Source organism: Amnibacterium sp., from assembly GCF_051956055.1.
Lineage (GTDB): Bacteria > Actinomycetota > Actinomycetes > Actinomycetales > Microbacteriaceae > Amnibacterium.
Map to the genome: position 1 here is coordinate 1 of NZ_JBQCGC010000035.1, position 24,975 is coordinate 24,975.

23 protein-coding genes and 1 pseudogene are annotated in these 24,975 nt (G+C 73.3%); 20 read left to right on the top strand and 4 right to left on the bottom strand.

Annotation, left to right across the window (positions count from 1 at the left end; genetic code table 11):
- From ACTHLI_RS05120 to ACTHLI_RS05170, 11 genes and pseudogenes are all read left to right on the top strand, one after another.
- A pseudogene (locus ACTHLI_RS05120) lies at positions 1-606 on the top strand (hypothetical protein); the annotation flags it as partial.
- A complete protein-coding gene (locus ACTHLI_RS05125; RefSeq protein ID WP_440181971.1) occupies positions 603-1,865 on the top strand; it encodes a 2-hydroxyacyl-CoA dehydratase in 1,263 nt (420 codons plus the stop codon). The pseudogene ACTHLI_RS05120 and the gene ACTHLI_RS05125, both read left to right, overlap by 4 nt.
- Before the next feature lie 2 nt (positions 1,866-1,867).
- The gene (locus tag ACTHLI_RS05130) at positions 1,868-2,350 is read left to right on the top strand and encodes a MarR family winged helix-turn-helix transcriptional regulator (RefSeq protein ID WP_440181972.1); all 483 of its coding nucleotides are present in this window, start codon (positions 1,868-1,870) and stop codon (positions 2,348-2,350) included.
- A 175-nt stretch (positions 2,351-2,525) separates the two neighbouring features.
- Positions 2,526-3,713 (top strand): 4-hydroxybenzoate 3-monooxygenase, encoded by a 1,188-nt coding sequence (locus ACTHLI_RS05135; RefSeq protein WP_440181973.1) that lies wholly within the window; start codon positions 2,526-2,528, stop codon positions 3,711-3,713.
- Positions 3,710-4,510, top strand: a complete 801-nt coding sequence (pcaH, locus tag ACTHLI_RS05140) for a protocatechuate 3,4-dioxygenase subunit beta (protein ID WP_440181974.1) — start codon at positions 3,710-3,712, stop codon at positions 4,508-4,510. Before ACTHLI_RS05135 ends, pcaH begins: the two co-directional genes overlap by 4 nt.
- Positions 4,500-5,066 (top strand): protocatechuate 3,4-dioxygenase subunit alpha, encoded by a 567-nt coding sequence (gene pcaG / locus ACTHLI_RS05145; protein WP_440181976.1) that lies wholly within the window; start codon positions 4,500-4,502, stop codon positions 5,064-5,066. Before pcaH ends, pcaG begins: the two co-directional genes overlap by 11 nt.
- Positions 5,063-6,364, top strand: a complete 1,302-nt coding sequence (locus ACTHLI_RS05150; protein ID WP_440181977.1) for a lyase family protein — start codon at positions 5,063-5,065, stop codon at positions 6,362-6,364. The genes pcaG and ACTHLI_RS05150 overlap by 4 nt, the downstream gene beginning before the upstream one ends.
- Complete coding sequence (pcaDC, locus tag ACTHLI_RS05155; protein ID WP_440181978.1) at positions 6,361-7,530, top strand: bifunctional 3-oxoadipate enol-lactonase/4-carboxymuconolactone decarboxylase PcaDC; 1,170 nt, start codon at positions 6,361-6,363, stop codon at positions 7,528-7,530. Before ACTHLI_RS05150 ends, pcaDC begins: the two co-directional genes overlap by 4 nt.
- Positions 7,530-8,309 carry a CoA transferase subunit A gene (locus ACTHLI_RS05160; RefSeq protein ID WP_440181980.1) on the top strand — a complete coding sequence of 260 codons (780 nt, stop codon included), beginning with the start codon at positions 7,530-7,532 and terminating at the stop codon, positions 8,307-8,309. Before pcaDC ends, ACTHLI_RS05160 begins: the two co-directional genes overlap by 1 nt.
- A gap of 1 nt (position 8,310) precedes the next feature.
- The gene (locus ACTHLI_RS05165) at positions 8,311-8,964 is read left to right on the top strand and encodes a CoA transferase subunit B (protein ID WP_440181981.1); all 654 of its coding nucleotides are present in this window, start codon (positions 8,311-8,313) and stop codon (positions 8,962-8,964) included.
- A complete protein-coding gene (locus ACTHLI_RS05170) occupies positions 8,961-10,175 on the top strand; it encodes an acetyl-CoA C-acetyltransferase (RefSeq protein ID WP_440181982.1) in 1,215 nt (404 codons plus the stop codon). The genes ACTHLI_RS05165 and ACTHLI_RS05170 overlap by 4 nt, the downstream gene beginning before the upstream one ends.
- 61 nt (positions 10,176-10,236) lie before the next feature.
- On the opposite strand, the gene ACTHLI_RS05175 is transcribed toward ACTHLI_RS05170, so the two are convergent.
- Together ACTHLI_RS05175 and ACTHLI_RS05180 are read right to left on the bottom strand one after the other, a co-directional pair.
- Positions 10,237-11,001 carry an IclR family transcriptional regulator gene (locus ACTHLI_RS05175; protein WP_440181983.1) on the bottom strand — a complete coding sequence of 255 codons (765 nt, stop codon included), beginning with the start codon at positions 10,999-11,001 and terminating at the stop codon, positions 10,237-10,239.
- A gap of 179 nt (positions 11,002-11,180) precedes the next feature.
- The gene (locus tag ACTHLI_RS05180; RefSeq protein ID WP_440181984.1) at positions 11,181-11,999 is read right to left on the bottom strand and encodes an SDR family NAD(P)-dependent oxidoreductase; all 819 of its coding nucleotides are present in this window, start codon (positions 11,997-11,999) and stop codon (positions 11,181-11,183) included.
- A gap of 131 nt (positions 12,000-12,130) precedes the next feature.
- On the opposite strand from ACTHLI_RS05180, the gene ACTHLI_RS05185 reads away from it, so the two are divergent.
- Together ACTHLI_RS05185 and ACTHLI_RS05190 are read left to right on the top strand one after the other, a co-directional pair.
- Positions 12,131-13,219: a zinc-dependent alcohol dehydrogenase gene (locus ACTHLI_RS05185; RefSeq protein WP_440181985.1), complete on the top strand. Its 1,089-nt coding sequence runs from the start codon at positions 12,131-12,133 to the stop codon at positions 13,217-13,219.
- Complete coding sequence (locus ACTHLI_RS05190; protein ID WP_440181986.1) at positions 13,216-13,959, top strand: SDR family NAD(P)-dependent oxidoreductase; 744 nt, start codon at positions 13,216-13,218, stop codon at positions 13,957-13,959. The genes ACTHLI_RS05185 and ACTHLI_RS05190 overlap by 4 nt, the downstream gene beginning before the upstream one ends.
- A gap of 47 nt (positions 13,960-14,006) precedes the next feature.
- On the opposite strand, the gene ACTHLI_RS05195 is transcribed toward ACTHLI_RS05190, so the two are convergent.
- Together ACTHLI_RS05195 and ACTHLI_RS05200 are read right to left on the bottom strand one after the other, a co-directional pair.
- Entirely contained in the window at positions 14,007-14,222 is a 216-nt protein-coding gene (locus ACTHLI_RS05195) for a hypothetical protein (protein ID WP_440181987.1), read from the bottom strand.
- Positions 14,223-14,349: 127 nt separating this feature from the next.
- Positions 14,350-15,354, bottom strand: coding sequence for an alpha-hydroxy acid oxidase (locus ACTHLI_RS05200; RefSeq protein ID WP_440181989.1), 1,005 nt, complete (start codon positions 15,352-15,354; stop codon positions 14,350-14,352).
- A gap of 118 nt (positions 15,355-15,472) precedes the next feature.
- On the opposite strand from ACTHLI_RS05200, the gene ACTHLI_RS05205 reads away from it, so the two are divergent.
- The 7 genes from ACTHLI_RS05205 (at position 15,473) to ACTHLI_RS05235 (ending at position 24,872) form a co-directional block, all read left to right on the top strand.
- On the top strand, positions 15,473-16,516 hold the full coding sequence (locus tag ACTHLI_RS05205; protein ID WP_440181990.1) for an ABC transporter permease: 1,044 nt from the start codon (positions 15,473-15,475) through the stop codon (positions 16,514-16,516).
- Between the two features lie 80 nt (positions 16,517-16,596).
- On the top strand, positions 16,597-17,694 hold the full coding sequence (locus tag ACTHLI_RS05210) for a substrate-binding domain-containing protein (RefSeq protein ID WP_440181991.1): 1,098 nt from the start codon (positions 16,597-16,599) through the stop codon (positions 17,692-17,694).
- 76 nt (positions 17,695-17,770) lie between these two features.
- Positions 17,771-20,305 carry an ATP-binding cassette domain-containing protein gene (locus ACTHLI_RS05215; protein WP_440181992.1) on the top strand — a complete coding sequence of 845 codons (2,535 nt, stop codon included), beginning with the start codon at positions 17,771-17,773 and terminating at the stop codon, positions 20,303-20,305.
- 58 nt (positions 20,306-20,363) lie between these two features.
- Positions 20,364-21,767, top strand: a complete 1,404-nt coding sequence (locus ACTHLI_RS05220; protein WP_440181993.1) for a M24 family metallopeptidase — start codon at positions 20,364-20,366, stop codon at positions 21,765-21,767.
- Positions 21,764-22,825, top strand: coding sequence for a zinc-dependent alcohol dehydrogenase (locus ACTHLI_RS05225; protein ID WP_440181995.1), 1,062 nt, complete (start codon positions 21,764-21,766; stop codon positions 22,823-22,825). The genes ACTHLI_RS05220 and ACTHLI_RS05225 overlap by 4 nt, the downstream gene beginning before the upstream one ends.
- On the top strand, positions 22,822-23,880 hold the full coding sequence (locus ACTHLI_RS05230; RefSeq protein WP_440181996.1) for a 2,3-butanediol dehydrogenase: 1,059 nt from the start codon (positions 22,822-22,824) through the stop codon (positions 23,878-23,880). Before ACTHLI_RS05225 ends, ACTHLI_RS05230 begins: the two co-directional genes overlap by 4 nt.
- Before the next feature lie 17 nt (positions 23,881-23,897).
- A complete protein-coding gene (locus ACTHLI_RS05235) occupies positions 23,898-24,872 on the top strand; it encodes a zinc-dependent alcohol dehydrogenase (RefSeq protein ID WP_440181998.1) in 975 nt (324 codons plus the stop codon).
- The last annotated feature ends 103 nt before the right edge of the window (positions 24,873-24,975 follow it).

Sequence of the window (24,975 nt, forward strand, 5' to 3'; positions counted from 1 at the left end):
CGTGCGGCGGTCGAGGACCTGCTGCTGCGGCTCCGCGACGCCCGGCCCGCAGGCGGCGGCCCGACCGGCACGGAGGCGCTGCACGCCTACGCCGTCGCTGCGGCCGCGCCCTCGCCCGAGGCGCTCACCGCGATCGGCGCCATCGCTGCGGCCGGTCCGCGCGCGGGCGACGCGCTCCCCGTCTGGCTGACGGGGAGCGCCCCCCTTGGGGACGGGCTGTACCGCCTCCTGGAGTCGGCGGGTGCCGTCGTCGTCGGGGAGGACCACGACTGGGGCGACCCGATCCTGACCGACGGGCCCGTGGGGATGGTGCCGCAGACGCGAGCGGAGGCGGCCGAGGCCGTCGCGCTCGGCCGGCTGCGCGGGGCGCCCGCGTCGCCCACCTCGTCGATGGCCGCGAGGGCTGCAGCGACCGCGGACGGCGTGCGCCGCAGCGGCGCGCGGGCGCTGCTCGCGGTGATCCGCGAGCACGACGACGGGCCGGCCTGGGACTGGTCGCGGCAGCGCCGCGCCGTCGATGTGCCCGCGGTCCTGGTCCGCGGCGCGGCCGCCGGGGATCCGGACGCGGTGCTCGGCGCGCTCGACGAGCTGCGGCGGTCGGCATGACGCGGCTGCAGGCGACGACCGATGCCCTCTCGCACCAGCGCGCCTGGTTCCAGGAGGTCCGTGCGCGGGCGGCGGCGGGCGAGGTGATCGCGCTGGTGAACGCCGACGCGCCGCAGGAGATCCTCCGCGCGATGGACATCCCGTACGTCGTGAACCAGTGGTGGGCGTCGATCGTCACCGCGAAGCAGCTGGCTGAGGACAGCCTCGCGGTGGTCCGGGAGCTCGGCCACCCGGACGACAGCCGGCAGTACGACGTGCTCGCACTCGGTTCGCGGGGCGTCGCCGATCAGGAGGCGCTCTGGGGCGGCCTCCCGAAGCCCGGGATCGTCATCGCGGAGCTCTCCGGCGACGCCACGGGCAAGGTGTTCGAGGCCTGGACCGACGACCCCGACGTCATCTTCTTCCCGTACGAGCGCACCGCCGCGGTGCCCGCGCCGGACGCGTGGTGGGACCTCGTCCCGCACGAGTGGGGCCGGGTGTTCGGGGAGGACCGGATCGCCCTGATGGCGGCGGAGAACCGGGAGCTCATCGAGGTGCTCGAGGCGAGGACCGGCCGCCGGTTCGAGCTCGAGCGCCTCCGCGAGGTGATGCGGCTCATCAACGAGCAGGAGGAGCTGAACCGGAGGACGCGCGACCTGATCGCGGCAGCCCGCCCGACGCCGGTCCGGGTCACCGACACGATCCCGGCCGTGATGCTGCCGCAGTGGCACCGCGGCACGGTGTGGGCGAGGGACGCCGCCCGTGCCCTGCTCGACGAGGTCCAGGGCCTGATCGAGCACGGCGCTGCGGTCGTGCCCGACGAGCGCGTGCGGCTGATGTGGGTCGGGCGGGGCCTCTGGGGCGACACCGCGCTCTACCGCCGGTTCGAGGAGGAGGCGGGCGCGGTCTTCGTGTGGTCGATGTACCTCGCGATCGCCGCGGACGGGTACCTGCGCTACGGCGACGACCCGATCGAGACCCTCGCCGCCCGGTTCGTCGGCGTGACCGACCTGCTGTACGCCCCGGCGGTCGCGCCGCAGTGGCACGTCAAGGAGGCGCTCACGCACGGCGTCGACGGCGTCGTGCACCTCGTCGCCGACGACGTCGCCGGCGCCCGGTTCATCACCCTCGCGCTCGAGGAGGCCGGCGTGCCGGTGCTCGAGATCCGGGCGAGCAACGCCGACCCGCGCGCCCTCGAGCGGGCGGACGTGCCCGGGTCGATCGCCCGCTTCATCGCGACGATCTCGCCGGGGCCGGGCCAGGATGGGGGTGGGAGGTGACGATGCCGACGTCGATCGTGTCCGGCGGGGCCGAACCGCTGTCGTCCCGGGCGGCGGAGCGCCCGACGCTGCTCTACCTCATCAAGCAGGTCGAGCTGGCGGTCCGCGTGCACCTGGATGCGGTGACGCAGACCGAGGGCCTGACCGTCGCGCAGTACACGGCGCTGACGGTGCTCGAACGGCGCCCCCGCCTCACCTCCGCGCAGCTCGCGAAGAACTCCTTCGTCCGCGCGCAGACCATGAGCGCCGTCACCGCGGAGCTGGAGCAGCGGGGCCTCGTGTTCCGCGAGCAGGATCCCGACCATCGCCGGCGGCAGCTGCTCTCCGTCACGCCCTCCGGGCTCGAGGTACTCGCGCGCCTGCTGCCCGAGGTGCGGCGGATCGAGGACCGGATGGTCGCGGCGATGACCGAGGGGCAGGTGGTGCAGCTGCGGGAGGCCCTGCAGTTCTGCCGGTTCGCGCTCGGCGGCGGCTCGCCCCACTGACCGGTCCCCTCCGGGGGCCGCCCGTGGCTGACGGGGCGATCCGCCGCGCCCCATCTGCCGCGGAGGGCTCCCGGAGGGATGGGGCGAGCCGTTTCCGGAATCCGGAAACGCGGGCGCACGCGGGGCCGCCCCCACGGCACGATCGAGCGACCGGTGTCGACGACGAGGACGACGGATGCAACGAACACGAACGCAGGTGGCCATCATCGGCGCCGGCCCCGCCGGGCTGCTCCTCGGCGCGATCCTCGCGGACCGCGGCGTCGGATTCGTCGTGATCGAGCACCGCTCCCGCGAGCACGTGCTGGGCCGCATCCGCGCGGGCGTGCTCGAGCAGTCGAGCGTCGACGTGCTCGAGTCGCTCGGGCTCGCGGCCGGGCTGCACGCGGAGGGCCTCGTGCACGGCGGGATCTTCCTGCAGCACGAGGGCGAGCGCTTCCACGTCGACTTCGAGGCGCTCGTCGGCCGCACGGTGACCGTCTACGGGCAGCAGCGGGTGCAGGCGGACCTGATGGCCGCCCACGACGCACTGGGCAGCACGGTGCTGTACGACGCGGCGGACGTGGACCCCGCCGACCCGGAGGGCGAGCCGGTGGTCCGGTTCGTGCACGAGGGTGAGCCCCACGAGGTGCGGGCGGACTTCGTGGTGGGGACGGACGGCTTCCACGGCGTCACGAAGACGCGGTTCCCCGCGACGCTCGTGCGCACGGCGGAGCGCGCCTACGACGCGGCGTGGCTCGGCATCCTCGCCGACGTGCCGCCGAGCACCGACGAGCTCATCTACGCCCTGCACCCGGACGGGTTCGCGATGCACTCCATGCGGAGCCCGTCGGTGTCGCGCCTCTACGTGCAGGTCGACCCCGACGAGCGGATCGAGGACTGGTCCGACGACCGGATCTGGGAGGCGCTCGACACCCGGCTCGCGACCCCGGGGTGGACGCTGCAGCACGGCCCGATCACGGAGAAGTCGATCACGCGGATGCGCTCCTCGGTCGTGTCGACGCTCGCGCACGGGCGGTTCCTCCTCGCCGGCGACGCGGGCCACATCGTGCCGCCCACCGGGGCGAAGGGGCTCAACTCCGCGATCGCGGACGTCGCGATGCTCGGCGCGGCGCTCGCCGAGCAGAGCGCGGGCGACGACGCCGCCCTGCGCTCCTACAGCGACCGCGCGCTGGAGCGGCAGTGGAAGGTCCAGCAGTTCTCCGAGTACATGACCGACCTGCTCCACGTGCCCGGGTCGGCCGTCCCCGACGACGAGCGGGAGTTCCGCTACCGCAGCCGCCTCGGCCGGCTGCGGTACGTCGGCGGGTCGCGCTACGCCCAGCAGTCCATCGCCGAGCAGTACACGGGATTGGTCATCCGATGAGCACCTCCACCACCCCGCCCGACCAGGGCGCAGTCGCCGGTCCGGCCCTGGACAGCCAGGAGACGATCTCGGCCGACATCGAACGGATCCACGCGAGTGTGCGCGGTCGCCGCGCCAACCATCCGCCGCGGGACTTCCTCCCGTACCGCTCGAGTCAGCTGCGGCATCCGACCCACGAGCTCGTCACCCTGTTCCCGGAGGAGATCGAGCGGACGTCCCCGGCGTTCGGGCACGTCGACGTCGACCCGTACGAGAGCGACCTCACGATCCAGCACGCGGGAGCGCCGCAGGGCGAGCGGATGACGGTCACCGGGCGGGTGCTCGACGGCGACGGCCGTCCGGTGCGCAACCAGCTGATCGAGATCTGGCAGGCGAACGCCGGCGGCCGCTACATCCACAAGCGCGATCAGCATCCCGCGCCCCTCGACCCGAACTTCACGGGCGTCGGGCGCGCGCTCACGGGCGACGACGGCTCGTACCGCTTCACGACGATCAAGCCGGGGCCGTACCCGTGGAAGAACCACCGGAACGCGTGGCGGCCCGCGCACATCCACTTCTCCCTCTTCGGGTCGGCGTTCACGCAGCGGCTCGTGACCCAGATGTACTTCCCGGGCGACCCGCTGTTCGCGCTCGACCCGATCTACCAGTCGATCACCGACCCGAAGGCCCGCGAGCGGCTGGTCGCGACGTACGACCACGACGAGACGGTCCCCGAGTTCTCGCTCGGGTACCGGTGGGACATCGTGCTCACCGGTTCGACGGCCACCTGGATGGAGGACGAGCACGATGACGAGTGAGCTGCTGCAGACGCCGTCGCAGACGGTTGGGCCGTTCTTCGACTACGCGCTGCCGTTCCCGGGCGGGCCCCAGCTCGTCGCACCCTCGCGGACGGACGCGATCACGGTGCACGGCACGGTCTTCGACGGGGACGGCGCCCCGGTGCCCGACGCGCTGCTGGAGTGGTGGCAGCCCGACGCGACCGGCCGCATGTCGCAGCGCGACGGCAGCAGGGCGCGCGACCTCGGGCGCTTCACCGGCTTCGGCCGCGCCGCCGTCGACGCGGGCGGCCACTACGAGTTCGCGACCGTGCTCCCCGGTGCGATCGCGCCCTCGACCGTGCCGTGGGCGCTCGTCACCGTCTTCGCGCGCGGTCTGCTCCACCACCTCTTCACCCGCGCCTACCTGATCGGCGCGGAGGAGGCGGTGCCGGCCGACCCGCTGCTCGACCGCGTCGACCCGGCGCGACGCGAGACCCTGCTCGCGCGTGCGGACGGCCCCGCCTCCTACCGCTTCGACGTGCGGTTGCAGGGGGAGCGGGAAACGGTGTTCCTGGAGTACCGGGAGCCCGTGTGACGGTCTTCGACCGCGGGCTGCTCGACCCCGCGTCCGGCGCCGCCGCGGTCGTCGACGACGTGGCGCTGCTCACGGCGATGGTCGACGTGGAGGCGGCGCACCTGCGGGCGCTGATCGCGCGCGGCGCGGCCTCCGGCGCGTTCGACTGGGACGTCGCGGCCCTCGACGTCGACGCGATCGCCGCCGCGGGCAGGTCGGGCGGCAACCCCGTCATCCCGCGCGTGGCCGCGCTGCGGCGGACGACGCCTGTGCCGCTGGCCGACTCGGTGCATCTCGGGCTCACCAGCCAGGACGTGCTCGACAGCGCGGCGATGCTGCTCGCCACCCGGGCGCTCGACGCCGTCGAGCCGGTCATCACGCAGGTGCTGCGCGGGCTCGCCGTGCTCGCGGACGCCGAGCGGACGACGCCGATGGTCGCCCGCACGCTCGGCCAGCAGGCCGCGCCGACGACCGCGGGCCTCCGGCTCTCGGTGCTGCTCGAGGGGATCACCCGCACCTGGCGGCACCTCGACGGGGTGGAGCTGCCGCTGCAGCTCGGCGGCTCGGTCGGCACCGCGGCCGTGCTCGCCGATCGGCTGGGCGTCGACGGTGCCGCCGCGCTGCGCGCGGACGTCGCCGCCCGGCTCGGTCTCGCCGCGCGGGTCGGTGTCTGGCACGTCGAGCGGTCGCCGGTCGTGCTCCTCGGCGCCGCGCTCGCCGCCTTCACGGGGGCGCTCGGCCGGCTCGGCCTCGAGACCGTGCAGGGCACGCGTGCGGAGATCGGCGAGCTCGTGCTCGCGCAGGCGGAGGGGGAGGGCGGCTCCTCCGCGATGCCGCAGAAGCAGAACCCCGTGCCCGCGGTCCTGCTCGTCGCGAACGCGCGGCGTGCGCCTGGACTGGCCTCCACGCTCCTCGGCGCGCAGCTCGCGCTCGACGACCGGCCCGCGGGGGACTGGCACGCGGAGTGGCAGCCGCTGCGGGAGCTGCTGCGGCTCGCGGTCGAGTCCGCCGCGCTCGCCGGGCGGCTCGTGAGCGCGCTCGCCGTCGATCGCGACCGGGCGGCGGCGAACCTCGCGCTCACCCGCGGGGCGGTGCACGCGGAGCGGGTCCAGCAGGCGGTGGCCGCGGTGCTCGGTCGGGCGCGGGCGGCCGAGCTCGTGACGGCGGCGCTGGCGGAGGACGACTTCGTCGCCGCGATCCGGTCGAGCGCCGGGGCGGACGTCGACCTCGACGCCGTCGCCGTGACCGGCGGCCCCGTCGGCCTGTCCGACGTGCTGATCGACGCCGCCCTCCGCGCGGCCGGGGAGGAGATCCGATGACCGTCGTCCTGCGCGGGATGGTCGACCCGACCGCCTCCACCGATCCGGGAGCGCCGCTCCTCGTGCTCGGGCCGGCGCTCGGGACCGCGGCGGAAGGGTGGCACGCCGCCGCGTCGCGGCTCACCGGCGCGTTCCGCGTCGTCCGCCTCGACCTGCCCGGCCACGGACGATCGCCCGCGGTCGACGGACCGGTCACGATCGCGGACCTCGCCGAGGCGGTGCTCGCGGTCGTCGACGGCCTCGGCGGCGGCCGCTTCGTCTACGCGGGCGTCTCCATCGGCGGCACGATCGGCATCGAGCTCGCCGCGGGCGAGCACGCCGACCGGCTCGCCGGGCTCGCGATCATCTGCTCCGACGCCCGGATCGGGGAACCGGAGAGCTGGACCCAGCGCGCCGAGCAGACCCGCGCGCAGGGCACCCCCGCGCTCGTCGCGGCGTCGAGCGCCCGCTGGTTCGCCCCCTCCTTCCCGAGCAGGGACCCGGACACCGTCGGCCGGACCCTGCACGAGCTCATGGACACGGACGACGAGTCCTACGCCCGGCTCGCGGAGGCGCTCGCCGGCTTCGACCGGCGGGCCGACGTGGGGCGGATCGCCGCCCCGACCGTCGTGGTGGCGGGGGACGCGGACGGGGTCGTCACGCCCGACGCCGCGGCCGCGCTCGCGGGCGCCGTCCCGGGCGCGCGGCTCACGGTGCTCGAGGACACCGGGCACCAGGCGCACCTCGAACGGCCTGCGGAGGTCGCCGCGATCCTCCTGGGCGCGTTCGCGCCGCGCAGCCGGTACGACGCGGGACTCGCGGTGCGGCGCGAGGTGCTCGGTTCGGCGCACGTGGACCGCGCGACCGCGGGGATCATCCCGGAGACCGCCGACTTCCAGCGCTTCATCACGGAGACGGCGTGGGGGAGCGTCTGGACCCGCACGGGGATCGACCGCCGCATGCGCAGCGCGGTGACGATCTCGAGCCTCGTGACCGCGCACCACTGGACCGAGCTCGCCATGCATCTCCGCGCGGGGCTGCGCAACGGCCTCACCCGCGAGGAGCTGAGCGAGATCCTCCTCACGACCGCGATCTACGCGGGGGTGCCTGCGGCGAACAGCGCCTTCTCGGTGCTGAAGCAGGTGCTCGAGGAGCACGGGTCGACCGACGACGAGAGGGAGCAGTGATGGACAAACGGGTCGCGTCGGCCGCGGAGGCGGTCGCGGACATCGGCGACGGGGCGTCGATCGCTGTCGGCGGGTTCGGGCTGAACGGTGTGCCGATCGTCCTGATCCGGGCGCTGCTCGACGGCGCGGCGACCGACCTCGAGGTCGTGTCGAACAACTGCGGCGTCGACGGCTGGGGGCTCGGGCTGCTGCTCGCCGCCGGCCGGATCCGCCGCGTGATCGGCTCGTACGTCGGGGAGAACAAGGAGTTCGCCCGGCAGTACCTCGGCGGGGAGATCGAGGTCGAGCTCACGCCGCAGGGCACCCTCGCCGAGCGGATGCGCGCGGGCGGCGTCGGGATTCCCGCCTTCTACACGGCGAGCGGCGTCGGGACGATGGTGTCCGAGGGCGGCCTGCCCTGGCGCTACGCCGCGGACGGGTCGGTCGCGGTCGCCAGCCCGCCGAAGCCGACGGCGGTCTTCGATGTGCTCGGTCGCGAGACCGCGTACGTCCTCGAGACCGCCATCCGCACGGACTACGCCCTCGTGCGGGCCGCGAAGGGCGACCACCACGGCAACCTCGTGTTCGAGAAGTCGGCGCGGAACTTCAACCCGCTCGCCGCGATGGCGGGCCGGATCGCGATCGCCGAGGTCGACGAGCTCGTCGCCCCGGGCGAGATCGATCCCGACGAGGTGCACCTCCCGGGCATCTACGTCGACCGCATCGTGCAGCTGAGCCCCGCGGAGGCGGCGGACCTGCCCATCGAGAAGCGCACCGTGCGCACCCGTCCGGAGGCCTGACATGCCCCTCACCCGTGACCAGATGGCGGCGCGCGCCGCACAGGAGCTCGAGGACGGCTCGTACGTCAACCTCGGCATCGGGCTGCCGACGCTCATCCCGAACTTCATCCCGGAGGGGCGCACGATCGTGCTGCACTCCGAGAACGGGATCCTCGGCGTCGGGCCGTACCCGTGGGCGGGGGAGGAGGACCCGAAGCTCATCAACGCCGGCAAGGAGACCGTGACGACGCTGCCCGGCGCGGCGTTCTTCGACTCCGCGGCGAGCTTCGGGATGATCCGCGGCGGCCGCATCGCGGACGCGGTGCTCGGCGCGATGCAGGTCTCCGAGCACGGCGACATCGCGAACTGGGCGGTGCCGGGGAAGCTCATCAAGGGCATGGGCGGGGCCATGGACCTCGTTGCGGGCGCCAGGCGGGTGATCGTCGTGATGGAGCACGTGACGAAGACGGGCGAGCACAAGATCCTGCCCGAATGCCTCCTGCCCCTCACGGGTCGGGCGTGCGTGGACCGGATCATCACCGACCGGGCCGTCTTCGACGTGACGCCGGAGGGGCTCGTGCTCATCGAGCTCGCGCCGGGGGAGACGGTCGAGTCGGTGCGGGAGCTGACCGGGGCGTCGTTCGCGGTGGCCGAGTCGGTCGGGGCGTCCGCGTGACCGAGCTGCGCGAGGCGGTGGTCTGCGCGCCCGTCCGCACCCCGGTCGGCCGGTTCGGGGGCGCGCTGGCACCGCTGTCCGCGCTCGACCTCGCGACGCGGGTGCTGACCGCGCTGCTCGAGCGCACCGGACTGCCGGGCAACGCCGTCGACGACGTCATCGGCGCGCAGGGGTACCCGACGATGGAGGCGGCGCCGATCGGCCGGGTCGCCGCGCTCGACGCGGGCCTGCCCGTCACCGCGACCGGCTACCAGCTCGACCGCCGCTGCGGCTCCGGGCTGCAGTCGGTCCTGAACGCCGCGATGCAGGTGCAGACGGGCGTCTCCGACCTGGTCGTCGCCCTCGGTGCGGAGTCGATGAGCAACGCGCCGTACTACACGGAGGAGGGCCGCAGGGGGCTCCCGCCCGGCGCGCTGGTGCTGCACGACGCCCTGAACCGGGGCCGGGAACGGGCGGGCGGCCGCTTCCACCCGATGCCGGACGGGAACATCGGATCGGCCGAGGTGCTGCGGCGCGAGTACCGCATCGACCGCGACCGGCAGGACCGCTACGCGCTGCAGTCCCACCGCCGCGCGGTCGCCGCGCAGGCGTCCGGCGCCTTCGACCGCGAGCTCGTGGCCGTGGAGGTCCCGAACCGCAAGGGGGCCGTGACGGTCGCGACCGACGAGCACCCCCGCGCCGACACCTCGCTCGAGTCGCTCGCGCGGCTCCGGCCCGCGCTCGCCCGCAAGGACCCGGAGGCGACGGTCACGGCGGGCAACGCGAGCGGGCAGAACGACGCCGCGGCCGCCTGCATCGTGACGACCCCGGCTCGCGCGGCCGAGCTCGGCCTGACGCCGCTGCTCCGCCTCGTGTCCTGGGCCGTCGCCGGGGTCGATCCCGAGCGGTTCGGCATCGGTCCGGTGCCCGCGTCGAAGCGGGCCCTGGCCCGCGCCGGGCTCGGGATGGACGACCTCGACGTCATCGAGCTGAACGAGGCGTTCGCCGTCCAGGTCCTCGCCTGCCTCGACGAGTGGGGGGTCGCGGACGACGACCCGCGCCTCAACCCGCGGGGCAGCGGCATCTCGATCGGCCACCCCATCGCCGCGACCGGCGTGCGCATGTTGACGACGCTCGCCCACGAGCTGCACGACCTCGGCGGCCGGTACGCCCTCGAGACGATGTGCATCGGCGGCGGCCAGGGCCTGGCCGCGGTCTTCGAACGCGTCTAGCCCCTTCGTCGGTCAGGAGATGCTGCGCGTCGAGCGCCGGATCTCCTGAACGACGAAGGGCTCAGCGGAGGGTGCGGCCGATGGCGAGCGCCGCCGTGCGCACCGCGGGCACCAGGTGGTCGCCGTCGGATGCGTCCGAGACGACGGAGACCGCAGCGACCACCCGCGCCCTGGCGTCGCGCACCGGGGCGGCCACCGACACCGACCCCGGGGTGATGTGGTCCCGCAGGGTGATCCACCCCTGCCTGCGGGCGAGGGCGAGCGTCGCCCGCAGCTGCGCCTCGGACGAGATCGTGCTCGCCGTGAACCGCTGGAGCGGCTCCTGCAGCACCCGTTCGACCAGGTCCTCCCCGGCGTGGGCCAGGAGGACCACCCCACCGCTCGTGGCGTGGATCGGCAGCCTGCCGCCCGTGCGCCCCGCGAGCCGGATCGCGTCGCGCGCGCTCAGCCGCTCGACGACGACCGCCTCCACGCCGTCGAGGACCATCAGCTGCACGTTCTGGTGGGCCACCTCGTAGAGGTCCTCGAGGACCGGCAGCGCGGCCCGACGCAGCCCCTGGGGACGGGAGGCGAGCAGCCCGAGCTCCCACAGCCGCAGACCGACCCGGTACCGGCCCTCGCCGTCCCGCTCGAGCAGCCGTTCGTCCTCCAGCCGGCCGACGAGGCGGTGCGTGGTCGTCATCGGCAGGCCGGACCGCTGCGCGATCCCGGTCAGCGTGAGCCCCTCGTCCGGCGCGTCGGCGAACGCGCCGATGATCGCGAACGCGCGCCCGAACACCGTGCGGGACACCTCCGCGCCTGCCGGGCGCACGGGGGAGGCGGTCATCCGAACGGGCGCCGCTCGGTAGATCCGTGCGCGGTGTCGAAGAGGGACATGGCGGCTCCATCGCTCGCGGTGCTCCTCAGGACGCTAACACCGGCTCGCGTGGCGACGAGCGGCGGAGGAGGTGCTCGACCTCGTCACGAAGAAACGCTGCCGGGGTGGGAGCGGCGCGTCCGCCCAGGTCAGGCGCCGCTGGTCCCGCGGACCCACTGGGAGGTGGCGCCCAGCACCCGCGAGCCGTCGAGGTCGGCGAGCGACAGGCCGACGAAGCGCACGGCGGCGTCGGAGGTCTGCCAGCGGAACCTCGGCTCGGCGGTCGTCGCGGCCTCCACGACCGTCCTCGCGGCGTCCTCCGGAAGCTGCGCCGCGGCGAACGCGGCCGCCGTCCTGTCCAGGTAGGCCTGCAGCTGCTCCGCGTACGGCCCGGCGTCGCTCCGGTCGACGGACTCGACGAAGGACGAGGCGACCGCTGCGGGCTCGACGATCGCGACCTCGATGCCGAAGGGGGCGACGACCGGGGCGAGCGACTGCATCAGGCCCTCGACCGCGAACTTCGCGCCGCAGTAGGCGTCGGCGAAGGGCTGACCGACCGCGCCGCCCACGCTGGTCACCGTCACGATGCGTCCCCGCCTCCGGGCGCGCATCCCGGGGAGGACCAGTCGCGTCAGCCGCGCGACCGACAGGTAGTTGGTGTCGAGCTGCGCCTGGAGGTCGTCGTCGGTCAGCTGCTCGAGCGTGCCGACGGCACCGCGGCCGGCGTTGTTCACGAGCACGTCGACGGCTCCCGCACCTTCGACGAGGGCCTGAGCGCCGGCGGCGTCGGTGACGTCGAGCGCCCGGATGTCGAGGTGCACCTGCGCGGCGTCCGCCGCCTCCCGGAGCGCGTCCGCGCGTGCGACGTCGCGGACGGTCGCGATCACGTCGAACCCGGCTCGCGCGAGGCCGACCGCGGTGTGCAGCCCGATGCCGCTGGAGGTGCCCGTGACGATCGCGATGCTCATGCTCGAATCATCGACCACCCCGGGGGCGGTCGTCGATCCGTCCGCATCCCCTCGTCGCCCGCGCCGCTTCCGGAATCGTGCAGGACCCGAGAACATGGGGCCGTGGCAGGTGCGCGCGCGAGGACGGGTGCGTGCAGCGCCCGTCGGGGATCCAGGACGCCTCGGTCGGCCGACCGGTCCGCCACGGGCACCCGATGAGGGCGTTCGTCATCACCGGCCCGTTCGAGGCCGGGGTGCAGGAGGTCCCGGAACCGGTCGCCGCGCCCGGCGAGGTCGTCGTCGACGTGCAGCGGGCGGGCGTCTGCGGCACGGACGTCGAGTTCTACACGGGGGAGATGCAGTACCTCCACGAGGGGCATGCGTCGTTCCCGATCCGCATCGGCCACGAGTGGATGGGCACGGTCGGCGCGGTGGGGGAGGGCGTGGACCGCGGCTGGCTCGGTCGACGGGTCACGGGCGACACGATGCTCGGCTGCGGTGCGTGCCGGCGCTGCCGGGACGGCCGGCAGCACGTGTGCGCGTTCCGGACCGAGCTCGGCATCCGGGGCGGTCGGCCCGGTGCGCTCGCCGAGCGGGTCGCGGTCCCGGCCCGGTTCCTCCACGCGCTGCCCGACGCGGTCGACGACGCGCAGGGCGCGCTCGTGGAGCCGGGCGGGAACGCGCTGCGCGCCGTCCGGGGCGCGGCGCTCCGGCCGGGCGACACGGTGCTCGTGCTCGGCCCAGGCACGATCGGCCTACTCGTGGCGATGTTCGCGCGCGCCGCCGGCGCGGCCGTGCACCTCATGGGGCGCAGCGAGCGGTCCCTCGCGTTCGCGCGCACGCTCGGCTTCGACGGCGTCTGGGCGGAGGACCAGCTCCCCGAGCTGCCCTGGGACGCGGTGATCGACGCGTCGAACGCGCCGAACCTGCCCGCGAAGGCGCTCGAGCTCGTCGAACCCGGCAAGCGCGTCGTCTACGTCGGGCTCGCCGGCAGCCCGAGCCGCGTCGACACCCGCGCGCTCGCGCTGCAGGACGTCACCGCGGTCGGCGTGCTCAGCGCCTCCGGGGGGCTGGAGGGCACGATCGACGCCTACGCCGCGGGCGCGGTCGACCCGCGGCCGCTGATCGCGGCGACCATCCCGCTCGAGGGGCTCGCGGCGGTGCTCGCGGGCGACCGGCCGGCGGGCGCTGGACCTGGACCGAAGACGCACATCGACGTGCAGGAGGGGATCCGCGCATGAGCGAGTTCGAGGGGCTGTCCGCCGTCGTCACCGGAGGGGCGAGCGGCATCGGCGCGGCCGTCGTGCGCCGTCTGCTCGAGGGCGGGGCGCGGGTGGCCGCGCTCGACCTGCAGCCGGACACCGCACCGGAGGGGGCGCTGCGGCTCGGCTGCGACGTCACCGACGCCGCCGCGGTGCGCACCGCGGTGGACCGGGCGGCGGAACGGTTCGGCGGCATCGACGTCGTCGTGAACAACGCGGGCATCGGGGCGAGCGGCGACGTCACCGCGAACGACGAGCACGAGTGGCTGCGGGTCCTCGACGTGAACGTCGTCGCGATGGCGCGCGTGAGCGCCGCCGCGATGCCGTACCTGCGCCGTTCCGAGCACGCCGTGATCGTCAACACCTGCTCGGCGGTGGCGTTCGTCGGCGTGCCGAACCGTGCGCTCTACAGCGCGAGCAAGGGCGCGGTCGCCGCGCTCACCCTCGCGATGGCCGCGGACCACGTGCGCGACGGGATCCGCGTGAACGCGGTCGCGCCGGGCACGGCCGACACCCCGTGGGTCGGCCGGCTGCTCCCGGCGAGCGAGGACCCGGAGCAGGCCGCCGCCGCGCTGCGCGCCAGGCAGCCACTCGGCCGGCTCGTCACCGCGGACGAGGTCGCGCACGCGGTCCTGTCGCTCGCGTCCCCGCTCGCCGCCTCGACCACCGGGGCGGTCCTCCGCGTCGACGGCGGGATGACGTCCCTCCGCCTCGGCTGAGCCGGTCCGAGGACACTGCGGGCGGCCGCTGCCGGGCGATCGCGCCGTCAGCCGGCGGGCGCCATCGCCGCGACGACCACGAGGCTGGAGACGCAGACGCTCCAGCTGATCCAGCTCGAGGCGATCCAGCCCCGGGGCGTGCGCTCGTCCGTCGACTGCGCGAGCGCGAGTCCGCCGAGCGAGATCAACGCGAACACCGCCGACATGATCGCGGTGAGCCCTGCGGCCTCGAACAGGAGACCGCCGTCGGCGGAAGGGATCATGCGTGCTCCGAGACGTCGTCGTGCTCGATTGGTGAACGCTGCGCCTCCGCTCATGGAGGGCGACTGCACACTGGCCGATCCTGCGAGCGCTGTCAAGTGCCGCTGAACGCGGCGGAGCGGGATGCGGTCAGCCCACCAGCAGATCGCGGCTGATCCCCTCCAGGGACGCCGCACCGGCCAGCGCCATGGCGTGCTCCAGCTCGCGCCGCACCTCGTCGAGGAGGGTCCGCACCCCGTCGGCACCGCCGTCGGCGAGGGAACGGACGGCGGGGCGCCCGAGCAGCACCCCGCGGGCACCGAGGGCGAGCGCCGCCAGCACGTCCAGGCCGGTCCGGATGCCGCCGTCGACGAGCACGGGAACCCAGGAGGGCACGGCGTCCACCACCTCCGGAAGGGCGACCGCGGTGCTGACCGCGCGATCGAGCTGCCGGCCTCCGTGGTTGGAGACGATGATGCCGGCCGCGCCCGCGTCGAGGACCCGCTGCGCATCGTCGGCCCGGAGCACGCCCTTCACGAGTACCGGCAGCCCGGTGTCGCTGCGCAGTCGACCGATCATCCCCGCGTCGACCGCGGGGTCCTGCTCCACGTCACGCGTGCTGAGCGCCCTCCCGCTCTGCGCCTGCATGGCGCGCCTGTGCCGCTCCAGGACGCCGATCGAGGCCGTGGAACGCCGCTTCTCACCGACGCGCGGGGTGTCGCCCGTGAGCACGAGCGCCCTGGCACCCGCCGCTGCCGCCCGTTCGGCGAGCTGACCGGTCAGTGCGCGGTCCCGCATGACGTAGAGCTGGAACCACCACGGCGCACGGGTCGCCGCGGCAACCTGCTCGAGCGGAACGGAGGAGCGGGTCGACAGGACGAACAGGCTGCCCGCCGCCGCGGTGCCACGGGCGGTGGCCGGCTCGCCCTCCGGATGGGCGAGACCGTGCAGCGCCGTCGGACCGACGAGGATCGGCGTCGCCAGCTCCGCGCCGAGCAGCGTCGTCGTCGTCGAGACGGACCCCACATCCGTCAGGACCCGTGGCCGGAAGCGGAGGCGACGCCACGCCGCCTCGTTCTCCGCGAGCGTGATCTCCTCGCCGGATCCGCCTTCGAAGTAGTCCTGGGTCGCCTCGTCCGTGGTACTCGCCTCCATGACTCGGACCGGCCGGCACCGGAGCGGTGAACATGCGCACGACTCGCCGTGCCGGTTGTGCAGAGCGCTCCGTTCTTTGTACAGTGACACTCAACACATCCGCTACACAGCGGTACGGATGAGCGCGGAGAGAATGCAGATGTCGACGCCGACGGACCAGGACACGCCCCGACTGTCCAGCGCCCGCTTCGCCGTCTCGAAGGGGCTCGTCACGATCCTCGCAGCCACGGTGCTGCTGTTCGCCGTGTGTGCCGTCTTCGCGCAGTCGAGCGTCTCGCCCACCTCGCTCGAGGGCATGCTGCCGATCGCCGCAGTGCTCGCGGTGGCCGGACTCGGCCAGATGCTCGTGGTGCAGCAGGGCGGCATCGACCTCTCCGTCGCGGGCGCCATGTCGCTGGCCGTCGTCACGGTGACGCACATCCCCGACCAGAACGACTCGTTGCTGCTGCCCGCCGTCCTCCTCGCCCTCGCGTTCGCGGTGGTCGCCGGAGTCGTCAACGGACTCCTCGTCGGGGGTCTCGGTCTGAACCCGATCATCGCCACGCTCGGCACGAACGCGCTGCTCTACGGCGTGAACCTCGGCATCTCCGGTGGGCGTCCCAGGATCACGACGTCCGCACTGCAGGACATCATGACCGGCTCCGTCGCCGGCATCCCGTTCTCGGTGCTGTTCGCGGTCGGTGCGCTGATCCTCGTCACCGTCCTCGTGCGGCGCACCGTGCCGGGGCGCCGCTTCGAGTTCATCGGCGCGAACCCGAGGGCGGCGCGGGCCATCGGGCTGCGGACGCGATTGCACCAGACCTCGGCCTACGTGTGGGCGCAGCTGCTCTACTGCCTCGCCGGTGTGATGATCGCCGGGATCACCGCGCAGCCGAGCGCATACAGCGGTGACAGCTTCCTGCTCATCTCCGTCGCGGTCGTCGTGCTCGGCGGCACGTCGCTCCTCGGCGGGAGGGGGTACCCGCTCGCCACCGTGATCGCCGCCGTCTTCCTCGAGCAGCTCGTGCAGTTCGTGCTCGCGCTCGGGGTCTCGACGGCGATCCAGACCATCGTCCAGGCCGCTGCGCTGGCGCTGGGCGTCTCCCTCTACACCGTCGACTGGGCCGCGATCTGGCGCCGGATCACCGGCCGCAGACGACGGACGGCCCCGGTACCGGCCTGACCACCACCAGGACTTCCCAGCCGCGCGAGCGGCGGAAAGCGCGACAGAGGCGTCGCGAACCGACAGAAGGAACACATGCCATGAGACCTCGCACCAAGTCCGGCCTCGCCGCTGCAGCACTCGCGGCGATGTCGCTCGTCCTCTCCGGCTGCAGCGGCGCATCGAACGCCGGTGGTTCGGGGAGCGACAAGGTCACCCACGTGTCCGGCGCGCCGTCGTGGTGCGGCACGAAGAAGATCACCTTCGCCCTGCTCGACGGCTTCGGCGGCAACAGCTGGCGCCTCGTCACGACCGCGTCGGGCAAGGCCGAGGCCGCGAAGTGCCCGAGCGTCACGAAGTTCCTCTACGCCGACGGCCAGGGCAACACCTCGAAGGCGATCTCGGACATCAAGGGCATGGCCTCCCGCGGCGTCAACGCGATGGTCGTGTTCCCGGACGCCGGCAAGGCCGTGCTCCCCGCCCTGACCGCCGCCTACAAGGCCGGCGTCGTGACGGTGCCCTACCGCGTCGACCCGGGAGGCAAGGCCGGCGTCAACTACGACAAGTGGATCGGCGACGACTTCGCCAACGACGGCAACAACTGGGCGGCCTGGATCAAGAAGGTCGTCCCGAACGGCGGCAACATCCTGTTCATGGGCGGCCCGGCCGGGAACAGCCAGAGCGTCACGGAGTACAACGCGCTGAAGGCCAACCTCGGCTCGCAGTACACGTTCATCGACCAGACGCCGTTCGTGCCCACGAACTGGGACCCGACGCTCACCCAGACCCTGCTGTCCGCGGCGATCGCGAAGTACCCGAAGATCGACGTGATCGTCTCCGACTTCGGCCCGACGCTCGTCAGCTCGCTGCCGCTGTTCACGAAGAGCGGCCGCCAGATCCCCGCGCTCGCCACGTCCGACGGCAACTCACTCGCGTGCTTCTGGAAGTCGCAGCAGGCCGCGCACCCGTTCAAGCTCGAGACCGTCGCCACGGGGAACGACAACGTGCGCCTCGCCGTCGACTACGCGGTGGCGAAGGCGACCGGCGGCAAGATCCCCACCGCCGACTCCTTCAAGGGACCGGTGTTCGAGGACTCGACCGATCCGTCGAAGCCGGTGCAGTGCCGGTCCGACCTCCCGGGTGACGTCTACCTCTCCGCGGAGATGCCCGGCGACCAGCAGGCGCAACTCGGCAAGTGACCGAACCGGGTCGGTCCAGTCCTGCGACCGGACCGACCCGGCTCGTCCGCACCCGTCTCAGCGGAAGGCCCTCACCATGAACGAAGCGCTCGCACCGGCGCCCGCATCCGTCGACGTCGCGCCGGCGACCCTCGAGATGCGGCGGATCACGAAGACGTACGCCGGCGTGGCCGCGCTCAGCGACGTGTCCGTCTCCATCCGCGCGGGTGAGGTCCACGCGATCCTCGGGGAGAACGGAGCGGGCAAGTCCACCCTCATGAACGTCGCGACGGGCGGCACGCAGCCCGATTCCGGCGAGATCGTGGTGGGCGGCGAGACCGTCTCCCCGCTCAGTCCACGGACGGCCGCGGCGCACGGGATCGCGATCGTGCATCAGCACCCCGCTGTGCTGCCCGACCTCACCGTGCTCGAGAACCTCGAGGTCGCGCTGCCCGCATCCGTCCTCCGCGGGGACGGCGGGCGTGCCGCCGTCGCCCGGCGCGTCCTGGAACGCGTCGGGCTGGAGGTGGATCTCCGGGACCGTGTCGAGGATCTGACCGTCGCGCAGCGGCACCTCCTCGAGATCGCGAAGGCCTTCGCGGTCTCACCCGCCGTGCTCATCCTCGACGAGCCGACCGCGCCGCTCGGTGACGCCGCCGTCCAGCGGTTCTTCGGGCTGGTGCGGGAGGCGGTGGCGGACGGCGTCTCCGTCATCTACATCACGCACCGGATGGCGGAGGTGCGCGAGCTCGCGGACCGCGTCACCGTGCTCCGGGACGGCCGCACCAGGGGGACCTCGGACGTCGCCGACATCAGCGACGACGAGCTGCTCTCGCTGATCGTCGGTCGCAAGCTCGAGTCGGCGTTCCCGCCGAAGCTGGGACCGGTCGACGTCGAGGCCGGGCACGACCTCGAGCTGCGCGGGCTGACCGGGCCCGGCTTCGTGGACGTCTCCGCCCGCGTGCCCCGCGGCGCCATCGTCGGCATCGCGGGGGTCGTCGGCAACGGCCAGAGCGACCTGCTGCGCGCGCTCGCAGGACTCGAGCAGTTCGACGGAGAGGTGCGCATCGCCGGCACGGCCCGGTCGGGCCGCCAATTGCTCCACCACGCCGCGTACATGCCGGCCGACCGGCACGGTGAGGGCCTCGCCATGAGCCTCACCGTGCGCGAGAACGCGGCGATCTCGGCGTTGCGGTCGTTCACCGCCGGGCCGCTGCTCCGCCGGCCGAAGGAGACCGACGTCGTCGGCCGGTCGCTGTCCTCGATCCACGTCAAGGCTCCGTCGATGGACGCGCCGGTGTCGGCGCTCTCCGGCGGCAACCAGCAGAAGGTCGTGATCTCCCGCGCGCTGCTGTCCGACCCGCTGCTGCTCATCGCGGACGAGCCGACCCAGGGCGTCGACGTGGGCGCACGCGCGGAGATCTACGGCATCCTCCGCGACGCGTCGCAGCGGGGCATCCCCGTCGTCGTCTCCTCGTCGGACACGAAGGAGCTCGAGGGGCTCTGCGACCAGGTGCTGGTGATGTCCCGCGGTCAGGTCGTCGCGACGCTCGTCGGCGACGAGATCACGGAGGAGCGCATGGTGAGCGCCGCGGTCGGGTCGCGGACCTCCGCCATCCAGACGCCCGAGGCGCTCCGCGGGAACCACGCCACGGGCCTCCGCCGCTTCGTGCAGAGCGACTTCGCCCCGAGCGCGCTGGTCGCGGTGCTCATCGTGCTGCTGGGCGCGTTCATCGCGGTTCAGAACGGCGCGTTCCTGTCCTCGTTCAACCTCGTGACGATCCTGACCGCCGCCACGGCGATCGGCTTCCTCGCGCTGGGGCAGAACATCGCGCTGCTCACCGGCGGCATCGATCTCTCGGTCGGGCCACTGGCCGGGTTCCTGGTCGTCGTGTCGTCGTTCTTCGTCAACGACGGCAAACCGGTGGGCACCGTGCTCCTCGGGCTCGCGCTGATGCTCCTCGTCGCGCTGGTGACCGGTCTCGTCAACGGGGGCCTGATCCGCGGGGCACGCTTCACGCCCATCGCCGCGACCCTCGCGCTGTACATCGCCTTCGGGGGCCTGGCGCTGCTGCTGCGGCCGCAGCAGGGCGGCTACATCAGTCAGGACTTCCAGGGGTTCGTGACCATGAGCTTCGGACCGATCCCGCTGTTCTTCATCGTGCTCGTCGTGGTCACCGTCCTCCTCGAGCTCGCGCTGCGTCGCACGAGATGGGGATGGCGGCTCCGCGCGACCGGGTCGGACGAGACTGCGGCGCGGACCGTGGGCGTGAACGTCAACCGCACGGTCGTGCTCGGCTACGTGGCGACGGCGCTCCTCGTCTTCCTGGGCGCACTCATGTTCATGGGCCAGTACGGCATCGGGGACCCGACGCAGGGCTCCGCCTTCACGCTGACGAGCATCACCGCGGTCGTGCTCGGTGGCACGAGCCTGCTCGGCGGCCGCGGCACCTTCATCGGTCCGCTCCTCGGCACGCTGCTGCTGCAGCAGGTGCTGTCCGCGACGGTGTTCCTCGGCCTCGGGACGGTCTTCCAGTACTACTTCCAGGGCGCCCTGATCCTGGCGGCCGCGATCGTCTACACGACCGGCCGGCTCCGCCGCCGCCGGCGCGCTGCCGCCGCCGCCGAGTGAGCCCCGCAATCCATCGGCGCGCCGCTTGCGGGCGCCCCGTCCAGAAAGGCAGCCGCTCATGCTGAGCACAGCCACCCCGGGAACCAACGGCGTCGACTGGGAGGAACGCGTCCGATTCGATCGACTCCGTGACGAGCGTCTCGCCCGGCTGAAGGCGGAGCTCGAGCGCTCGGACCTCGGAGCCCTGCTGGCGTTCGACTTCTCGAACATCCGCTACATGACCGCGACCCACATCGGCACGTGGGCGATGGACAAGCTGATCCGGTTCTCCCTCCTGACGAGGAACTCCGATCCGATCGTCTGGGACTTCGGTTCCGCTGCCAAGCACCACGCGCTCTACAACCCGTGGCTCGGCGAGACGACCGCGGAGATGGACGCCGATCCGCACGCGCCGCATCACGGGGCGAAGCGGCCGCGCCTCGAGCACGGCTCGCGCGCGGGCATCTCGACCCTCCGCGGCGCGTTCGACCCCTCGGCCGGGGCGGCGGAGGAGGTCGCCGCGAAGATCAAGCGGGAGCTCGAGAAGTTCGGCCTGCTCGGCGAGCCGCTCGGCGTCGACGTCGTCGAGATGCCGGTGCTGATGGCGCTGAAGAACGCGGGGATCGACGTCGTCGACGGCCAGCAGGTCTTCATGCAGGCGCGGGCGATCAAGACGCAGGACGAGATCACGCTGCTCACGCAGGCCGCGTCGATGGTCGATTCCGCCTACGACAAGCTGTACGAGTTCCTCCGGCCCGGTGTCCGTGAGAACGAGACCGTCGGACTCGTCGCGAAGACGCTCTACGACCACGGGTCCGAGTACGTCGAGGGCGTCAACGCGATCTCGGGAGAGCGGTGCTCGCCGCACCCGCACGTCTACTCCGACCGCATCATCCGGCCGGGTGACCCCGCGTTCTTCGACATCCTGCACAGCTTCAACGGCTACCGGACCTGCTACTACCGCACGTTCGCGGTCGGCTCGGCGAGCCCGGCGCAGAACGACGCCTACAAGCGGGCCCGCGAGTACATGGACCGTGCCATCGCGCTCGTGAAGCCGGGCGCGACGACGGCGGACATCGTCAAGGTGTGGCCGAAGGCGCAGGAGTTCGGGTTCCCGGACGAGGAGGCCGCGTTCGCGCTCCAGTACGGGCACGGCGTCGGCCTGTCGATCTGGGAGAAGCCGATCTTCTCCCGACTCGTCTCCCTGGACCACCCGGAGGAGCTGAAGGAGGGCATGTTCTTCGCCCTCGAGACCTACTGGCCGAGCGCGGACGGCATCGGTGCGGCGCGCATCGAGGAGGAGGTCGTCGTGACCGCCACGGGCGCCGAGGTCGTCACGAAGTTCCCGGCCGAGGACCTGCTCGTCGCGGGTCAGCGGTACTTCACGGTGAACGGCGCCCTGCCCGTCATCCGCAGCTCCCAGTCCAACCTCAACACCACGTGGGGTCGCGGCGAGGCGGCCCCTGCAGGGGCGGACGCGTGAGGGCCGCGGTCTACCACGGCGAGCACGACGTCCGGATCGAGGAGGTCCCCCGGCCGGAGCCGCGCGACGGCGAGGTCCTGCTCAAGGTCCTGCGGTCCGGGATGTGCGGGACGGACGCGACCGAGTGGAAGGCGGGCCCGCTCACCTTCCCGGTGGACCGCGTGCACCCCGTCACCGGCGCGACCGGCCCGATGGTGTTCGGCCACGAGTTCGTGGGGGAGGTCGTCGCTCCCGTCGAGGGCGGTCGGTTCCCGGCGGGCTCCCTCGTCGCGAGCGGGGCCGGCGTCTGGTGCGGCGGATGCGACCGCTGCCTGGAGGGGCGCACCAACCTGTGCCGGCGGTACTACACGCACGGGCTCAACGCACCGGGCGGCCTCGCCGAGCTCGTCGCGGTGCCCGAGAGGACGCTCGTCGCGCTGCCGGAAGGGCTGGCGCTCGATGCGGCGGGCCTCGCCCAGCCCCTCGCGGTCGGTCTCCACGCCGCACGACGGTCCGGCGCCCGCGACGGCGATCGCGTCGTGCTCATCGGCGCGGGCGCGATCGGCACCTTCGTGCTGACGGGGCTGCAGCACCTCGCGGACCTCGACGTGACCGTCGTGGACTTCGCCGGTGCGCGGCTGGAGCGCGCACTGCGGCTCGGTGCGGACCGAGTCGTCGAGGTCGGCGAAGCGGTCCGCGACCGAGTCCTCGAGGCCGCTCCGGGTGGCGCCGACGTCGTGATCGAGGCCAGCGGCGCTCCCGGCCAGCTGAACGCTGCGATCGGCATGGTCCGGGACGGCGGCACGGTGCTGCAGGTGGGTCTGCCCGCGAAGCAGCAGGAGGTGGACGTCCACGCCCTCGTGATGCGCGAGATCACGGTGCGCACGACGCTCGCGCACGTCTGTGGCGAGGACCTGGGGCCTGCGCTCGAGATCCTCGCGACGACGCGTCTCGCGGACGAGCTCCTCGACTCCGTGCATCCGCTCGGCGACCTCGCCGACCAGCTCGAGCGCCTCGCCACCGGGAGACTCGAGGGCAAGGTGTTGTTCGATCCCACGATCCAGGAGGAGGAACGATGAGGGCCGCTGTCTTCCACGCCGCTCACGACGTCCGCGTCGAGGATGTCGCCGCGCCGGGCGCACCCGGGCGAGGCGAGGTGCTGCTCCGGCCGTTCTGGTGCGGCGTCTGCGGCACCGACCTGCACGAGTACGCGCAGGGTCCGATCGTCACGCCGAGTCAGCCGCACCGCCTCAACGGGTCGACGATCCCGCAGATCCTCGGTCACGAGTTCTCGGCCGAGGTCGTCGAGATCGGGCCAGGGGTCGACCGCGTGCGCGTCGGGCAGCGGGTCTCCGTGATGCCGCTGCTCTTCGACGGCACCTGCTACTACTGCGTCCGCGGGCTGAACCACCTCTGTGTGAACATGGCCTGCATCGGGCTCAGCTACGCCTGGGGCGGGATCGCGGAGCTCGCGGTCGTGCCGCAGGAGAAGCTGACGGTGCTGCCCGACGAGGTCAGCGACCTGCAGGGTGCGCTCGTCGAGCCCGCCGCCGTCGCCGCCTACGGGGTGGACACGGCGGGCGTTCGACCGGGCGACACGGTCCTGGTCACGGGAGCGGGCCCGATCGGGGCGCTCGCGACGCTGTACGCCGCGTCGCTCGGGGCCCGGGTCGTCGTCTCCGAGGTCAACCCGGTCCGAGCCGAGCTCGTCCGCGGCTTCGGCGTGGCCGAGGTGCTGAACCCGGCCGAGACGGACGTCGCCCTCCACATGAAGGAGCTGAACGGCGGCATCGGTGCGGACGCGGTCGTCGAGTGCTCGGGCAACGAGCGGGCGCTGCAGACGGCGCTCGCCGCGGTCCGGTCCGCGGGCCGGGTGTCGCAGACCGGCCTTCACACGCGGCCGGCGTCGATCGACCCGATGGTGCTGTCCGAGCACGACATCACCCTCACCGGCACGTGGTGCTACCCGGTCTTCGACTTCCCGCGCATCGTCGACCTGATCGCTCGCGGGCGCTATCCCGTCGAGAAGGTGGTCACGGGCCGGGTGCCCATGGCCGACATCGTCGAGAAGGGCTTCGAGACGCTGCTGTCGCCGACCGGCGATCAGGTCAAGGTCCTCATCGAGACCCGCTAGCCCGAGAGGAGCAGAACATGCGTGCACTGGTCTACGCCGCGCAGGACACCCCGGTCGTCGAGGACCTGGCGGTCCCGGAGATCGCCGCGGACGAGGTGCTCGTCGCGGCGCGCTCGGTGGGGGTGTGCCACTCGGACATCGAGCTGCTCGAGGGGCGCTACATCATCCCGTTCGCCTACCCGATCATCCCTGGCCACGAGTGGTCGGGCGAGGTCGTCGCCGTCGGCGACCGTGTCACCGGCTTCGCGCCCGGCGACCGGGTGGTCGGCGAGTGCGTCATCGGCACCGACCACTTCGGGTTCTCCATCAGCGGGGCCGCAGCCGATTTCTTCGTCGCGAAGGAGTCGTGGCTGCATCACCTGCCGGACGGGCTGTCGTTCACGATGGGCGCACTCGTCGAGCCCTTCAGCGTCGCGTACTACGCCGTGACGCACGCCGGAGGCGTCGACGCGAGCGACACGGTGGTGGTGCTCGGCGCCGGCCCGGTCGGTCTGGCGGTGGCTGCGGCGACCGCGGCGATGGGGGCGACCACCGTGGTGGTGGAGCCGTCCGAGGACCGCCGCGCTGCGGCGCTCGCGCTCGGAGCCGCGCATGCGGTGCATCCCGACGGGATCGACGCGCTGCTCGCCTCGGTGAGCGCCGGGCGCGGCGCCGACCTCGTCGTGGAGGCGAGCGGCCGTCCCGCCGTGATGGCGCAGGCGCTCGAGCTGGCCGCGTTCCGCGGTCGGATCGCCTACATCGGGATCGACGTCGGGGGCTCGGCTCCCGCGAAGCTCGGGCTCATCCAGTCGAAGGAGCTGCGCATCACGGGTTCGATCGGTTCGCCCGGGGTGTGGCCGGAGACGCTCCGGTTCCTCGCCGGCAGCGGGCTCGACCTCACCCCGCTCGTGACGCAGCGGTTCCCGGCGGATCAGGCGTTGTCCGCCCTGGAGGCGGCGCACCACCCCGAGTCGACGATCAAGGCGCACATCGAGTTCGACGCGCACCTCTGAGCGCGCGCACGACGAGGAGGGGGGGGCCGCCCCGGGGGGGCGCCCCCCCACCCGGGGCCCGCGACCGGCAGCCGCCCCCACCGGGGGGGGGGTGGGGCCGGAC

Coding starts and splice junctions, on each gene's coding strand:
- ACTHLI_RS05125 (WP_440181971.1), top strand. CDS start 603: ATGACGCGGCTGCAGGCGACGACCGATGCCCTCTCGCACCAGCGCGCC.
- ACTHLI_RS05230 (WP_440181996.1), top strand. CDS start 22,822: ATGAGGGCCGCTGTCTTCCACGCCGCTCACGACGTCCGCGTCGAGGAT.
- ACTHLI_RS05190 (WP_440181986.1), top strand. CDS start 13,216: ATGAGCGAGTTCGAGGGGCTGTCCGCCGTCGTCACCGGAGGGGCGAGC.
- ACTHLI_RS05205 (WP_440181990.1), top strand. CDS start 15,473: ATGAGCGCGGAGAGAATGCAGATGTCGACGCCGACGGACCAGGACACG.
- ACTHLI_RS05135 (WP_440181973.1), top strand. CDS start 2,526: ATGCAACGAACACGAACGCAGGTGGCCATCATCGGCGCCGGCCCCGCC.
- ACTHLI_RS05235 (WP_440181998.1), top strand. CDS start 23,898: ATGCGTGCACTGGTCTACGCCGCGCAGGACACCCCGGTCGTCGAGGAC.
- ACTHLI_RS05160 (WP_440181980.1), top strand. CDS start 7,530: ATGGACAAACGGGTCGCGTCGGCCGCGGAGGCGGTCGCGGACATCGGC.
- pcaH (WP_440181974.1), top strand. CDS start 3,710: ATGAGCACCTCCACCACCCCGCCCGACCAGGGCGCAGTCGCCGGTCCG.
- ACTHLI_RS05200 (WP_440181989.1), bottom strand. CDS start 15,354: ATGGAGGCGAGTACCACGGACGAGGCGACCCAGGACTACTTCGAAGGC.
- ACTHLI_RS05165 (WP_440181981.1), top strand. CDS start 8,311: ATGCCCCTCACCCGTGACCAGATGGCGGCGCGCGCCGCACAGGAGCTC.
- ACTHLI_RS05175 (WP_440181983.1), bottom strand. CDS start 11,001: ATGACCGCCTCCCCCGTGCGCCCGGCAGGCGCGGAGGTGTCCCGCACG.
- ACTHLI_RS05130 (WP_440181972.1), top strand. CDS start 1,868: ATGCCGACGTCGATCGTGTCCGGCGGGGCCGAACCGCTGTCGTCCCGG.
- ACTHLI_RS05180 (WP_440181984.1), bottom strand. CDS start 11,999: ATGAGCATCGCGATCGTCACGGGCACCTCCAGCGGCATCGGGCTGCAC.
- pcaDC (WP_440181978.1), top strand. CDS start 6,361: ATGACCGTCGTCCTGCGCGGGATGGTCGACCCGACCGCCTCCACCGAT.
- ACTHLI_RS05220 (WP_440181993.1), top strand. CDS start 20,364: ATGCTGAGCACAGCCACCCCGGGAACCAACGGCGTCGACTGGGAGGAA.
- ACTHLI_RS05195 (WP_440181987.1), bottom strand. CDS start 14,222: ATGATCCCTTCCGCCGACGGCGGTCTCCTGTTCGAGGCCGCAGGGCTC.
- ACTHLI_RS05210 (WP_440181991.1), top strand. CDS start 16,597: ATGAGACCTCGCACCAAGTCCGGCCTCGCCGCTGCAGCACTCGCGGCG.
- ACTHLI_RS05215 (WP_440181992.1), top strand. CDS start 17,771: ATGAACGAAGCGCTCGCACCGGCGCCCGCATCCGTCGACGTCGCGCCG.
- pcaG (WP_440181976.1), top strand. CDS start 4,500: ATGACGAGTGAGCTGCTGCAGACGCCGTCGCAGACGGTTGGGCCGTTC.